The 14,569-nt window shown below is 41.7% G+C and carries 12 protein-coding genes; 9 read left to right on the top strand and 3 right to left on the bottom strand.

Features of this window, described 5'->3' with window-relative positions:
• The first annotated feature begins 134 nt into the window (after positions 1 to 134).
• Positions 135 to 434: a DUF1292 domain-containing protein gene (locus BRLA_RS13875; RefSeq protein ID WP_003335979.1), complete on the top strand. Its 300-nt coding sequence runs from the start codon at positions 135 to 137 to the stop codon at positions 432 to 434.
• Positions 435 to 509: 75 nt separating this feature from the next.
• On the opposite strand, the gene BRLA_RS13870 is transcribed toward BRLA_RS13875, so the two are convergent.
• Positions 510 to 899 carry a YflT domain-containing protein gene (locus BRLA_RS13870; protein ID WP_003335980.1) on the bottom strand — a complete coding sequence of 130 codons (390 nt, stop codon included), beginning with the start codon at positions 897 to 899 and terminating at the stop codon, positions 510 to 512.
• A 179-nt stretch (positions 900 to 1,078) separates the two neighbouring features.
• On the opposite strand from BRLA_RS13870, the gene BRLA_RS13865 reads away from it, so the two are divergent.
• The 6 genes from BRLA_RS13865 (at position 1,079) to BRLA_RS13840 (ending at position 10,237) form a co-directional block, all read left to right on the top strand.
• Positions 1,079 to 1,825 (top strand): YebC/PmpR family DNA-binding transcriptional regulator, encoded by a 747-nt coding sequence (locus tag BRLA_RS13865; protein ID WP_003335981.1) that lies wholly within the window; start codon positions 1,079 to 1,081, stop codon positions 1,823 to 1,825.
• Positions 1,826 to 2,236: 411 nt separating this feature from the next.
• Entirely contained in the window at positions 2,237 to 4,204 is a 1,968-nt protein-coding gene (locus tag BRLA_RS13860) for a DNA gyrase/topoisomerase IV subunit B (protein WP_003335982.1), read from the top strand.
• A gap of 1 nt (position 4,205) precedes the next feature.
• Entirely contained in the window at positions 4,206 to 6,677 is a 2,472-nt protein-coding gene (parC, locus tag BRLA_RS13855) for a DNA topoisomerase IV subunit A (RefSeq protein WP_003335983.1), read from the top strand.
• A gap of 99 nt (positions 6,678 to 6,776) precedes the next feature.
• Positions 6,777 to 7,106 carry a hypothetical protein gene (locus BRLA_RS13850; protein WP_003335984.1) on the top strand — a complete coding sequence of 110 codons (330 nt, stop codon included), beginning with the start codon at positions 6,777 to 6,779 and terminating at the stop codon, positions 7,104 to 7,106.
• Positions 7,107 to 7,314: 208 nt separating this feature from the next.
• Entirely contained in the window at positions 7,315 to 7,518 is a 204-nt protein-coding gene (locus tag BRLA_RS13845) for a hypothetical protein (protein WP_041752217.1), read from the top strand.
• Between the two features lie 268 nt (positions 7,519 to 7,786).
• Positions 7,787 to 10,237 (top strand): AAA family ATPase, encoded by a 2,451-nt coding sequence (locus tag BRLA_RS13840; RefSeq protein ID WP_003335987.1) that lies wholly within the window; start codon positions 7,787 to 7,789, stop codon positions 10,235 to 10,237.
• A gap of 118 nt (positions 10,238 to 10,355) precedes the next feature.
• On the opposite strand, the gene brnQ is transcribed toward BRLA_RS13840, so the two are convergent.
• Positions 10,356 to 11,705: a branched-chain amino acid transport system II carrier protein gene (gene brnQ, locus BRLA_RS13835; RefSeq protein WP_003335988.1), complete on the bottom strand. Its 1,350-nt coding sequence runs from the start codon at positions 11,703 to 11,705 to the stop codon at positions 10,356 to 10,358.
• 263 nt (positions 11,706 to 11,968) lie between these two features.
• On the opposite strand from brnQ, the gene BRLA_RS13830 reads away from it, so the two are divergent.
• Positions 11,969 to 13,024, top strand: coding sequence for a type III polyketide synthase (locus tag BRLA_RS13830; protein ID WP_003335989.1), 1,056 nt, complete (start codon positions 11,969 to 11,971; stop codon positions 13,022 to 13,024).
• Complete coding sequence (locus BRLA_RS13825) at positions 13,018 to 13,590, top strand: isoprenylcysteine carboxyl methyltransferase family protein (protein WP_003335991.1); 573 nt, start codon at positions 13,018 to 13,020, stop codon at positions 13,588 to 13,590. The genes BRLA_RS13830 and BRLA_RS13825 overlap by 7 nt, the downstream gene beginning before the upstream one ends.
• A gap of 86 nt (positions 13,591 to 13,676) precedes the next feature.
• Here BRLA_RS13825 and BRLA_RS13820 read toward each other — a convergent pair whose 3' ends face one another.
• Positions 13,677 to 14,525, bottom strand: a complete 849-nt coding sequence (locus BRLA_RS13820) for an ABC transporter ATP-binding protein (RefSeq protein WP_003335992.1) — start codon at positions 14,523 to 14,525, stop codon at positions 13,677 to 13,679.
• Positions 14,526 to 14,569: the final 44 nt, after the last annotated feature.

Here is a 14,569-nt window from a genome sequence, read left to right as displayed (position 1 = left end):
ACTGGATATAGATGGGACTAGCTAATTGAGCTAGCATCTACCCTGTTATGTAAGCCCATACCAAACATATGAGTTGCTGTCTGAATGGACGACGATACATAACCTAAGCGAACAAAAGCAGGAGGCATATACACATGGAAAATGAAAAAGATTTGGTTTTAGGTGATATCATCACACTAGATGATGAAAATGGCGAAGAAATGGGCGATTTTGAAGTAATCGCGATGTTTGAATTAAATAACAAGCAATTTGTTGCACTTACAGAAGCAACCGAGGAAGACGAGATTGATGAAGAAGGCGAAATCGATATTTATGTATTTGGTATTGAAGATGGAGAACTAGTACCATTGCTAGAAGAAGAGGAAGAGGCTGCTCATGCGAAATTGCACGAAACAATGGAAGGCATTGAGCTGATTGACCGTACGCACGAGTAAAAAAGACATGTAAAAAATGTGATAAATCAAACCCGGAGCTACCTTTACTCCGGGTTTCTTGCTGTTTGTAGCACCCTATTGATTATATTGAGTATTCATTTCAATAATATTATCTTTTAAATCATGCACAGCCAAAATGCAGGTTTTATCAGTCTCTTCCAGTTCTCTAACTAGGGCAGAGGCTTCGTCTTTGGTTAGTCCAATATGTTCGAGCTTTGAACGTAATTCCTTCCCACCGTTATCAAAAAAGTTAGCTTTGGTGTCCATATGGCCCTTTGCTTTTTCAAAATGTGTACTGTATTTGTAAAAATTGTCGCGTTGATTTGAATGATTCTTATCAGGATTCCATTTCAAGACATAAATGTCATCTTTAGCATATCCAGATGAATTAAGTGCCTCAATGTCAGCAACCAGATGCTCGTCATACTTATGCAGCTTTATAAACGGTTTCGTTGCACTTAGCACGGCTCATCCTCCTCGCAAATAGGTATGGGTTCACTATCTAGCTTACCCCGTAATTATGTCTTTACCCTTGCCATCTTTGTGGCAATCAGACGAGCCAGCCTTGTATGAATCGCTATTTTTTGCTACAATAAATTATTATTTCATACCCAAGCAGACATTTCTGGTGAGGAGAGTTTCAGATGCCAAAGTTTAAGTTATTTGCAGGAAAAAAAGGTGCAGCCGATCAAAAGAAAAACAATCAATATGTTAAGTTAGCTCGTCAAATTTTTGTAGAAGCTAAAAACGGCGGACCTGACCCCACTGCAAACCTGAAACTAAAAGCAATTATTGCCAATGCACGAGCTATTAATATGCCCAATGACAATATTGAGCGTGCGATTAAAAAAGCGACAGACAGTGGTCAAGGGGATAATTACGAAGAAATCCGTTATGAAGGCTATGCTCCAGGCGGAGTAGCTGTGATCGTAGAATGCTTGTCTGATAATCGTAATCGTACAGCCGCTGATGTACGAGCTATTTTTGGTAAACGTGGTGGAAACATGGGGGAAACAGGATCTGTAAGCTTCATGTTTGACCGTAAAGGTGTAATTGTTATTGACCGCGAAGAGTTCGAGGTTGATGAAGATACAATGCTGATGCAAGCCCTAGAGGCGGGTGCAGAGGATTTAATCGTGACAGAGGAAGAATTCGAAGTCATTACGCATCCCCACGAGTTAGAGCAAGTAAAACATGCATTGGAAACAGAGAGTTATAAATTTACCAATGCTGAGATACAGTGGATTCCACAAAACACTGTGAAAATCTCAGGTGAAGATGCTGAAAAAATCCTGAAGATGATGGAAGCATTTGAAGAAAATGACGACGTACAAAATGTGTATGCGAATTACGACATTGATAAAGAAGAGCTGGAACGTATTCAAGGCTAAGTCTTTCAGCCATCTTGTCCAAACGGCAGGGTGGCTGTATTTATCTACAAGAAACGAACGAATGTTCCTGTTGTTTTTAGGAAGTAGCCTGTTACGTAAAAGCTTTACCTTTTATAAGAGCTAGGTTGCAAAAAAATACATATAAAAAAGCAGGAAGAACGTTACCTTTGTTAGAAAGGGATAAAGATGGTTATTTTTCTAGAAGAATAGGGAAAAGCAATAGGAAAGGTGAACTTTTCTTTGTATGTAAGTTTGTTACGGTGGAACAACAAGTAAAATACATGTATAGTAGCAACTATGTAAGAGCTTTCATGTAAAAGAGTTTTTTCTTTTTATGAAATGAGATAAAATAGCGATTAGGTGTTCGCTTGAAGGAACGTTGATTGCAAGTGTGTAAGAGGGGAGAACAGAATGGCTGATAATCGAGCACTATCATATACCGAAGAAGATATTCAGGTCCTGGAAGGCTTGATCGCCGTACGTAAAAGGCCTGGTATGTACATAGGCTCCACTGGATCACGCGGTTTGCACCACCTAGTGTGGGAGATCGTGGATAATGCTAAGGATGAAGCTTTGGCTGGCGTGAACGATCGTATTATTGTCACTCTTTATCCAAATGGTAGCGTTAGCGTGGAGGATCACGGTCGCGGTATTCCAACAGGTATGCATAAGTCTGGACGACCAGTGCCAGAGGTTATTTTTACCACACTTCACGCAGGTGGTAAATTTGGCGGAGGCGGGTATAAAAAAAGCGGTGGCTTGCATGGAGTTGGCTCCAGTGTCGTTGTTGCCTTGTCTCGCTGGCTGGAAGTAGAAATTCACCGAGAAGGAAACATTTATAAACAACGCTTTGAATATGTAGTAGATAAGAATGGGCAGGAGTTTGTGGGTAAAGCTGTCACGGGCCTTGAGATTGTAGGAAAGTCCAAACGTACAGGGACAACCGTAACGTTCCAACCAGACCCTGAGGTATTTACTGCTACTAAATTTGATTACGAGACCTTGCGTGATCGCTTCCGTGAAACGGCTTTTCTGTTGAAAGGCTTGCGCATGGTGTTGATTGATAAACGTACGTCAGAGGTACGTAAAGAAGAATTCTATTATGAAGATGGCATTAAATCGTATGTAGAGTATTTAAACGAGGGTAAAAATGGTCTCCATTCTGTAGTTTATTTCGATGGAGAGAAGGATAATGTGTATGTAGAGCTGGCCTTCCAATACAATGATGGGTATACGGAGACATTAGCTTCTTATGTGAATTCAATCCCGACAAATGATGGTGGTACACATGTCACAGGCTTTAAAAATGCCACCACCAGGATTTTTAATGATTTTGCCCGCAAGAAAGGGTATATCAAGGAAAAAGATCCTAATTTGACCGGGAACGATTTGCGTGAAGGCTTTTTAGGCGTGTTATCTCTGCAAATGTCTGATGTTCAGTTTGAATCGCAAACAAAGGACAAATTGGGCAATGAAGAAGCACGCACCATTGTTGAACAGATTATCTCGGAAAAATTGGGCTTTTTCTTAGAAGAGAATCCTGAGATTGCTAAGCTATTAATTGATAAAGCTTTAAAATCGATGCAAATTCGTGAAGAGCTGCGAAAACAACGAGAAGCATTGCGCGGGGACAAAAAAGGGAAGAGTGCGAAGAAACGTAAATCCATTTCGGAAAAATTTGCACCCCCTCAATATAAAAATCCAAAGATTAACGAGCTATTCCTAGTCGAGGGTGATTCAGCAGGAGGATCGGCTAAGCAAGCACGCAACTCTGAATATCAAGCGATCTTTGGTCTGAAAGGAAAGCCGTTGAATACGGAGAAGGCTAAGCTTTCCGAGGTTTTATCAAATGAAGAGTTCAGAACGATCTTAGAAGTGCTGGAGACAGATATCGGCGAAGAATTTTCGATTGCGAATTGTGCGTTCGATAAGATTATCATCATGTCTGACGCAGACGTGGATGGTTCGCATATTCAGGCGCTCCTGTTAACCTTCTTCTTCCGTTATATGCAGCCGCTTATTGCTGCTAATAAGCTTTATATTGCTCAGCCGCCGCTTTATCAGGTATCTAGAGATGGTGGAAAGGGTAAGAAGGGTGCAGAATCCTATTACTGCTGGGATGATAAAGAATTGGAAATCGCTCTGAAAAAGTTAGGCAAAGGGGCAAAAATTACGCGTTACAAGGGCTTAGGTGAGATGAACCCTGATCAATTATGGGAGACGACAATGGACCCTGAGAACCGGAAGCTGATTCAAGTGTCTCTTGCAGACAGGGCTCACTGTGAAAAATTAATTACGGTTTTAATGGGCGATAAAGTCCCTCCTCGCCGTGAATGGATCGAGACCCATGTCACTTTTGAAGTAGGAGAGGATGAGTAGCATGTTTTCTAATCGTTTAATTGAACAAAGCTTTGCAGAGATCATGGGAAAACGTTTTGGGGATTATGCTAATCTAGTTATCCTCTCACGTGCTATTCCGGATGCTCGCGATGGCTTAAAGCCGGTACAACGCCGGATTTTATATTCGATGTACGAAGAGAATAACACCTTTGATAAGCCTTATCGGAAATCAGCAAAAACAGTTGGTTCCGTAATGGGAACGTACCATCCGCATGGGGATGCCTCCATTTATGAGACAATGGTACGGATGGCACAATGGTGGAAGATGCGCCATGTGTTAATTCAGGGTCAAGGTAACTTCGGTAGCCTTGATGCCGATCCTCCAGCTGCTATGCGATATACGGAGGCTCGCTTATCTGCACTGGCTAATGAGTTATTGCGAGATATTGAAAAGGATACTGTACCTTTTATCCCGAACTATGATAATTCCACAGTGCAGCCTGCTGTTTTACCAGCACGGTTCCCGAATTTGCTGGTAAATGGAGCGTCTGGTATCGCTGTAGGCTTTGCTACCGACATTCCTACACATAATCTTGGAGAAGTCATTGACGCTACAATTGCCATGATGCGTAAACCGTCCATTACGACTGATGAGCTCATGGAGTTTGTGAAGGGTCCAGATTTCTCTAACAGAGGGATTGTTCAAGGGGTATCTGGCATTAAAAAGGCATTCGAAACAGGTAGAGGCCAGTTTATTATTCGTGGACGAGCTGATATCGAAGAGGCAAAAGGGAACAAGCATAAGCGCATTGTGATTAGTGAAATCCCATATGATGTGGTGAAATCAAAGCTAGTCGCTCAAATCGATGAGCTGGTTATGGAGCGTAAGATTGAAGGTGCATTAGCTGTTCGAGACGAGACCGGGCGTAAGGAAGCCGAGCTCAAAAAAGTCCGTGTTGTTATCGATCTGAAAAAAGAAGCTGACGCCCAAGCGATCCTCCATTATTTATATAAAAATACGGATTTACAGATTTTCTACAACTACAATATGAATGCCATCCATGAGGGCACCATCAAGCAGATGGGACTCAAGCACTTACTGGATGCCTACATTTCACATCAAAAAGAGATGGTGACTCGTCGCTCTCAATTTGATCTGGACCGTAAAGAAAATCGAAAGCATATTGTTGAGGGCTTGATTCATGCTAAGTCCATTCTTAGACAGATCGTGGATACGATTATGGATTCTGAGGACCGTGCGGATGCCAAAGGGAATATTATTGCTAAGTTTGGTTTTACTGAGCTGCAAGCAGACGCTATTTTAAGTATTCAGCTTGCTTCTTTAACACGAATTGATATTGTGAAGCTTGAGAAGGAGCTACAGGTGCTTGCCAAGGAAATAGAGGAGCTTAAGGCTATTCTAGGTAGTGAGAAAAAGCTAATTTCAGTTCTGGTTGCTGAGCTAAGTGAAATCAAGAAAAAATATAGTGAGCCGCGTATGACTGAAATTCAGGGTGAAATTGAGGAAATTAAACTCGATTTATCCATGCAAATTCAGGTAGAGGACTGTATTGTGACGTTAACTCATCAAGGCTATGTGAAGCGAGTTAGCCCACGTTCCTTTAAATCAATGGGTGGTTCGATTGAAACCTGCGGGGTAAAGGAAGGGGATAAGGTAAGGACCTTCTGTGAAACCAATACATCCCATACAGCACTATTCTTTACACAGGATGGCAAATATTTTGCTATGCTGGTAAATGATATTCCGGACGCGAAATGGAAGGATATCGGGACAGCACTTGTAAATGTGCTTTCTCTTGAAAAGGGCCAAAGAATCGTTGCTGTACATATTGTCGATAGCTTTGACAAGCCATTATATGTCTGCCATTCAACCAAGAGCGGCTTACTTAAAAAGACAGCGCTAAAAGAGTATGAAACCAATCGATCAGGTGCGGTCGTTGCTATTAAATTAAAGAACAGTGAAGATGAAGTGAATCATGTTCATTTGATTGATGACGAGGGAGCATTTGTTGGTGTCACGCAGGATGGAATGGTAATCCGCTTTTTGCAAACGGAGGTATCGCCGACAGGCCGAGCTTCCAGTGGTGTCAAAGCAATTAATTTGGCAAAAGAAGACCTATTAATTGACCTGCTGGCTACGGATATAGAAGATAATCGAGTATTGCGAGCGTTAACTACAGAAGGAGTAGTGAAACGTACTTCCATTGCTCATATTCCTCTACAGGGTCGAGCTGGGAAAGGCTTACTTCTGATCCGTAAAAGAAAAACGAATCCGCATCAGATCAAAGCGATTTTGCTGGAGGAGCCTCATTCTCCTAAGTGGATTGTGGTGACAAAGCGTGGAGAGTTGATAACGGTAGAAGCCGATCAAGTGCCAATAACGGAGCAAGGTGGAATTGGACGACTAATAGTTGATGAGGCTTTTAACCAGATTTTGTTAGAAGCCACGATTCCATCCCATGATGATAAAGAATCGGAAACCGATTTATAACTTCGAATCAGCAATAAAAACGAGAATTTTTCATCCAACTAAGAGTAAGCACCAAGAGAAATCCTTATACAGGAACATCATTGAAGGGATGACGGGGAAATGTTAAAACCATTCGAGCGGTTTACAAGTGAATTGAACTGGCAACAGTTATCATTGTTGCTTGATACAGTCATGTATTTTGAAGATGCGTTAAAATATCTATCGATTCCGAGTCAGTCGGGGGAATCCATTTCTGTACCTTTGCATCCTGAAACATTGCGCTTAATCCTGGAGGAATTTGAGGAAGAGCAGGCGTTTGAGAAAAAAAGTGTAACGTTTGATTTTACCTGGACGAATGAAGAAGAGAGTCAAGGTCTTATGTACGTTACTTTGCCATCAGGAAAAGAACTAACGCAACGAACCAATATCATGGATTTTTCCATGGTATAAAAACAGGGTAGAGATAGGAAGCCAAGAAAGAGCCGTTGTCCAAGCACGTGGACAGCGGCTTTTATCTTTTCCATGAGTGAAATGGCTTATTTCCGGGGGAATGGAGAATGGAGAATGGAACTCATTTCTTTAGGTAACCAGAGCAAAGATAAGGATTGATCGTAATGCTTTTTTTAAAGCTGGACAAACTAAGGATGAGGTGATTATCGTGGAAAAAAATTTGAATGTAAACGGAAGAGAGTATCGATTTGCAACAACCTACGATGGAGATTCTCAATATAACGTACAGGTGTGCAGCGGAGAAAAGATTGTCAGCTCATTTAAGATATATGCTGAATCTGAACAGGACGTATTCCCTGCAGCACTAGCGCATATGGAGTCTGATATCGAAATGGGACATTTGCAACTATAATAGGTCATGCGACATTTCGCGTATGGACAAACAAGCAGGAGCTAAATAGCGATTGCTTGTTTCTTGCAGAGCAAGTTATGTCTTGTATAGCAACAAGACCCGGAATGAAGGATGAGCCGGGTTTTTTGCTGTGAGGAAGGTATCTATTTTTAAATAGATGGAAGCAAAATCCATAGATATAATGAGCTGATTGGGTTATCCTCTTTCTTTTTAGTTAAAAAAGTGATACAACAAGGAAAGGGAGCAGATAACGGAGGACAACATAACAATGAATAGAAGAGAAGAGCAAACAGTACTAGATAAAATCAAAGAATGGCAAAAAACAAATGGAAATTTGCATGTAACAGAAGTAGAGGCTATTGTGGCCTTGCAATATATAGAAGAAAAACGCGAGCAACTCCTACATATTCTTACCCAGGATTCTGACGAACAGATAGAGCAAAAACAGATGGTCGGAGTAGAACAGGCTGAGCTTGATCAAGCTGAAGCAACAGTCCTTACTATCCTTGCACAGATACGTTGGAGGAAGACCCAGCAAATTTCGCTGGTGGAGGAATGGTTAAAAAAAGCGAGAAAATTGGACCCAGATAGTAAGCAAGCCGCTTCTTTGCAAGCAGACATGTATCTGCATTCTTTATTGCAATCCTCAAAAGAAACAGCTCAATTTCCTGCTATGCGTGAAACTGACAATGCAGCTACGCGCAAGAAAGTAACAGCTCAATTCGTTTCACAGATTCAAGAGCGTCTTGACGATTTGGTTAATTGGGAGGATATCTTACAAGCAGGAACACAAGCCGCTCAGCTTTCGGCGAATACCCTCCTTCAGCAAAAATATAAGTCTCTGCGTGAGGGTACCTTAGAGCTAGAGGAAGCATTAATCCTGTTACATAAGGAGGCACAGAAGTATGCCGACTCGGTACAAGGATTATTTTACTCTTCCGAATTGTTGGCTCGACTTCAGCAAGCTAATAAAAATTTGCAGGAGATTGAGCAATCTATTCGCGAACAACTAACTCCTACACAAGCAGAAGCAGACTTACAGGATGAACTTCCGGCAATGGAACAAATTGATCAATTAGTTGGTTTAGCCGACATGAAAAAAAGGGTAAAGCAACTTGCACAATTTTTACAGTACCAGCGTATTCGTACGGAAAAGGGCTGGGAGTTGGCCGATCCGATAGAATTGCACGCTGTATTAATGGGGAATCCCGGTACGGGGAAAACGACATTAGCTCGCCTGTTAGCCACTCTATATCATGAATTAGGCTTATTAGAACGAGCAGAAGTGATAGAAGTCGATCGTTCTCAGCTAGTGGGAGCGTATGTAGGTCAATCAGAGCAAAGAACGATGGAAGTGATTAAGAAAGCGGTGGGCGGTGTTTTGTTTATTGATGAAGCCTACAGCTTGAAACGGGCGGAGTCCAGCGATAGTGATTATGGACAGGTTGTGATTGATACCCTTGTTTCTGCAATGACAAGCGGTGAATATAGCGGCAGGTTCGTAGTAATATTAGCAGGCTATCCTGAAGAGATGCGAAACTTCCTGCGGGCAAACCCTGGTTTACGCAGTCGTTTCCCGGAAAGCAATCACTTTACACTGCCTGACTTTACGACAGATGAGTTATTACAAGTAGCTGAGCAAGTGGCGGAGCGTAATGATTTCATTCTTCGTCCTGATACAAAGATCTCGATTCAGCAGCGCTTAGAGCGAGAGAGGGTTGATGAAACCTTTGGGAATGCTCGAACAGCCAAAAATATTATTTTAGATGCTATCTTTGCTAAAGGAAGCCATGTAGGCGATACAGAAGCAATGAAGATACCAGATTTCACAATCCTTACACCAGCAGATGTAGAAGCCCATTTATCTGGTAAAGAGGTACAAATCAACACTCTTTCGGCAAAGCAACGCTTGGAGCAAATGATAGGGCTTGCAGAAATGAAAGCTGAATTAACCAAGGTCGCTGCGTTTGTGTCTATTCAGCGTTCGCGTCAAAAAAATGGGTTGCCGGCTGTTCCTGTTGAATTGCATGCAGTGTTTACGGGTAACCCGGGAACAGGAAAAACGACGGTAGCTCAATTATATGCACAAATATTACAAGAAGTAGGCTATCTCAAGCGAGGGCATCTCGTAACAGTTGGTCGCGCTGATCTTGTGGCAAACTACGTAGGGCAGACAGCAAGTAAGACGAAGCGAAAAATGAAAGAGGCCTTAGGCGGTGTCTTATTTATTGATGAAGCCTATGCGTTGATGTCTACTAGTGAAAATGACTATGGACACGAGGCAATCAATACGTTGGTCGAAGAGATAAGTAAGCACGGAGAAAATTTAGTAGTTGTCCTAGCAGGTTATCCCTACGATATGCAAAAGTTTATTGATAGCAATCCAGGTCTTTCCTCACGTTTTAAAAAATATTTCCGATTCCCGGATTATACAGCCTCCGAGCTTTTATCCATTATTACACAATTTATTCAGGACAATAGCTATGAGGTAACGGATGATACACAAGAGTGTTTAGCAGAGCAGCTAGGGACGTGGAGTGAACAGGGAAGAATTAAAGGAAACGGGCGATTTGCTAAAAATTTGGTTCAAGAAGCAATGCAGGAGCAGGCCCTACGGTTAGCAGCAGCAGAGAAATCAGATTGGACGAAAGAGGATTTAAGATTACTTACATGGGAAGATTTTAGTAAAGCTATTGAGCGTATCATGCCGGCAAAATAATAGAAAAAGACAGGGGGCTGTGAGCCTATCCCTGTCTTTTTTACTTAGTATATGAGAAGCGAAGACGGATTGGTTCCATCACGATCGCGACAATACGAATGGAAAGAAACAAAGTAGATTAATCGGTTTGAGTAGAGGGATTCACACGATCTTGAGATTTCAATGAACCTACGACAAAACCAATAATCGCACCAATGATGGCGGGAATAACCCAGCCGATACCAACTGAATATAACGGAAGAATTTGTAGCCATACGGTAATCTTGCCTAAAGCAAAGCCAAAGGCATGCAAACAATCCACTAGACTAATGATTCCAGCGAACACGACACTATATATATATACTTCTTTAAAGCCTTTTATATGTTTGTGAATCAAAGATAAAAGGATCAGTACGATTGCAATTGGATATAGTCCAGCCAATACAGGTACAGAGAAGGAAATGATTTGATTCAAACCCAAGTTAGCAACAATTAAGCTAAATACAGACAAAATGCTGATCGAAACCTTATAGCTTAGGGCAGGAATAAGGTTGGAGAAAAATTGACCGCACGCTGTAATAAGTCCAATTGAAGTTGTTAAGCATGCTAAGGTAATAGCGGTACCGAGTAATATAACGCCTCCTTGACCAAACAAATAGGATACAACCGCAGTTAAAATTTGGCCACCATTTGTTGAGGTGCCTACTATAGAAGAGCTGCCAGCTCCTAGATAAGCTAAAGACATATATACAAGGGCTAGAGCAATTCCAGCAATGGAACCTGCTTTCACTGTAGCCATGGTAATGCTCTTTTTATCTGTAACTCCTCGATTTTGTATAGAAGAAATCACGACAATTCCGAAAACTAAAGCACCCAACGTATCCATAGTTAGATATCCTTCGAGGAATCCTTTAAAAAATGCATTGTTCATATAGGCTTCTGAAGGTGCTGTAAAGTCCCCTAATGGCTTAAAAATGCTCCGAACAAACAATATTGCGATAATTAGCAATAATGTGGGTGTTAAAACTTTTCCGATGCGATCGACCAACTTTGTAGGATTTAGACATAACCAGAACGTAATCGACATATAGACAATCGAATAGACAAGCAAAGGTAGACTGCTTCCTTTAATAGATTCTGACAACAAAGGACTAAGACCAATCTCATAGGCAACGCTAGCCGTTCGTGGAATTCCGAAAAATGGGCCAATAGCTAGATAAATGAGTGTGGGAAAAATAATGCCGAATAGCGGATGTACTCGACCTGCAATAACTTTTAAATCACCTAATGTTGTTGCAGTGGCAGCAACTGCTAGGATCGGAAGACCTACTCCAGTTAAAACAAATCCTAAAATACCTATCCATACGCTTGTCCCAGCGTTTTGTCCTAATAAAGGAGGAAATATCATATTGCCGGCTCCAAAAAAGAGAGCAAACAGCATTAATCCAATTGTCACTGTTTCTTTCATTGATAATTGCTTTTGTTTCATAAGGTAGGTAGACTCCTTGCGATAGATTTTCTTATTCAATTAATTTATCACACATTGAAAAAAGCATACGTGTTAAATTTTTTAATAATGTTACCGTTTTGTGAATAAAATCTGTTTTTATTGATAATTCCCACTTTTTTGTTCGAAGGTTTATACTATTACGAATTGTTTAGACCCATTTTTCCTGATGTTACCACTTTATTTACATAAGGGAAAGTCTTTGGGAAAGAATAAAAGGAAAACAACGGAAAGTAGGAGAAATGATGCCGCGAATTGTCTCAATCGGCACAGCAAATCCACATTATACTATTACGAAGCAAGAAAGCAAGGAATTCTCGCGTCGGTTCTTTCAACCGCATTTTTCTGATATCGAACGTCTGTTACAAGTATTTGAATCAGCAGAAATTGAAAATAGAAGCTTCTCAACTCCGCTAGAATGGTTTGAAAAGCCCCATGACTGGGCAGAAAAAAATCAATTATACGTGCAGCAGGCACTAGAATTAAGTGTACGTGCAATTGAGCAGTGTTTGGAAAGGGCAGGTGTTACAGCAGAGGCGATTGATCATGTGATTATGGTCAGCTCCACTGGGATCGCTACTCCGAGCTTAGATGCTCTTCTATTCAATCGCTTACCGTTTCGCTCCAATTTGAAAAGAACCCCTGTATGGGGACTGGGATGTGCAGGAGGAGCAGCCGGATTAGCCAGAGGTTTCGCGTTTGCGAAGGCACACCCATCGGAACGTGTACTTGTCTGTTGCGTTGAGCTGTGCGGTTTAACCTTTGTACATGGGGATCGAAGTAAAAGTAATCTAATCGCTACCAGTTTATTTGCTGATGGGGCTGCTGCTGTATTGCTCTATGGAGATAAACAAGCAGTATCTGATCATGTGCCTGCTATCTTGTCAACACATTCAACGATCTGGCGTGATACGGTTGATGTTATGGGATGGGATGTAAGGGAAGAAGGCTTGCGGGTAGTCTTCTCTAAAGACATTCCGACACTCATAAAAGATAAAATGAAGCCAGAGATGGAGAGCTTCCTGAAAAGAGAAGGAAGGGATTATTGTAGCGTTGATCGCATAATCGCTCATCCAGGGGGAAGTAAGATTCTGCAAGCCTACGAGCAGGCTTTGCAAGTACCATCAGATAGATTGCGCCATGCCAAAGAGGTACTACGAGATCATGGGAATATGTCTTCTTGTACCGTCCTCTTTGTACTAGAAAGAGAGCTGAGAGAAGAACATCAGCCAGGGGAAATCGGATTGCTTTTAGCCCTTGGGCCGGGGTTTTCTTGTGAGCAGGTGTTGCTGGAATGGTAGCTATTTTTTTGCTGGTGATTATGATCGTGATTTACCAACGCTGTATTGAGCTGGTAATAGCAAGAAGAAATGCGCGGTATATAAAGCAAGCGGGGGGTTATGAGGTAGCTGCCGGACATTACAAGTGGATCGTGAGCTTACATGCTGTTTTTTTTGTCAGCTTGATTGGCGAGGTACTGCTTCATGTATCCACTGTTTCAATCCCGTTTTATTTTTGGCCGTTTTGCATATTTTGTCTCGCTCAGCTATTAAGAATCTGGAGCATGCGAAGCTTGGGGTATTTTTGGAATACAAGAATCTTTGTATTAGAAGGTAAAAAGCCAGTGGTACATGGCCCGTATCGTTACATCCGGCATCCAAACTATCTGGTCGTATTAATCGAGGTAGGAATGCTTCCCGTTACATTTGGTGCTTGGAAAACAGCAGTAATCTTTACAGTTGCTCAGGCCATCATATTAAGCGTGCGGATTACAGCAGAGGAGGAAGCATTGCAAAAGGCATATAAATATGAAGCGTGGATGAAGGAAAAAGGAAGATTCATTCCGCTGAGAAAACAAAAAGACTAAAGGGGTCTGTCAAAAAATAAAACTCGGCTTATCGCAGATGTGCGTTCCTAGAGCCGAGTTTTATTTTGACGCTAATCTATGCTTGCCTATGAGTGACGTAGCAACGTCAAGATTTGTTCCTTCACAAGGAGAAACTCTGAAGATAGCAGCATTTTTTCCTGACGCGGTCGTTCAAATGGTACAGAAATTGTGGCAGCAATTCGAGCTGGTTTTGCTGTGAGCACATAGATTCTATCGGATAAAAAGATAGCTTCATCAATGCTATGTGTTATTAAAAGAACGGAGCGTTTATGCTTTTCCCAAATGGATAACAACCAATTCTGCATGTCAGTACGGCTAAGTGCATCCAAGGCCCCAAAGGGTTCGTCCAAGCAGATGAGTTCTTGTCTGCTTAACAAGGCGCGCAAGAAAGCGACTCTTTGCTGCATTCCCCCTGAAAGCATGTGGGGATACGCTTTTTCATATCCGCCTAAACCAACCCGCGGGAGCCATTCCCGAGCCAGCTTTAGCGTTTCTTTACGAGGCACACCCTCTATTTCTAAGGCTAATCCCACATTTTCCTCTATTGTGAGCCAGGGAAGTAAGCTAGAGGATTGCGGCATATAGCTAATATGACCTGTTTTGCCCGTGGCCTGTTTGCCTTCAATCGTAATGCTCCCGTGTATTGGTGATATAAGACCGCCAATGATATGAAATAGCGTGCTTTTTCCGCTTCCAGATGGTCCGATTAAGGAAACAAACTCTCCTTTTTTTACTTCTAAAGATATTTGCTGAAGTACATCAATAGTGACCCCCGACTCTGTAAAGGATTGGGAAACTTGTTCAACGACAAGTGCAGAGGGGGGAGAAGACGTAGATGTTGTTATTGAAGTAGACGCTAGATTACTTTCTGTAGTCAACCTCATAGTATGAGATGTTTGAATTCCATTACTCACTCTTGCTCACTCCCTTTTTTATTGACCTTATATTGTAGCTACTG

Origin of the sequence: Brevibacillus laterosporus LMG 15441 (assembly GCF_000219535.2) — a bacterium.
In the GTDB taxonomy this organism is placed as follows: Bacteria; Bacillota; Bacilli; order Brevibacillales; family Brevibacillaceae; genus Brevibacillus_B; species Brevibacillus_B halotolerans.
Note: the sequence above shows the minus strand (reverse complement) of the source record. Positions and strands in the feature narration are given on the sequence as shown.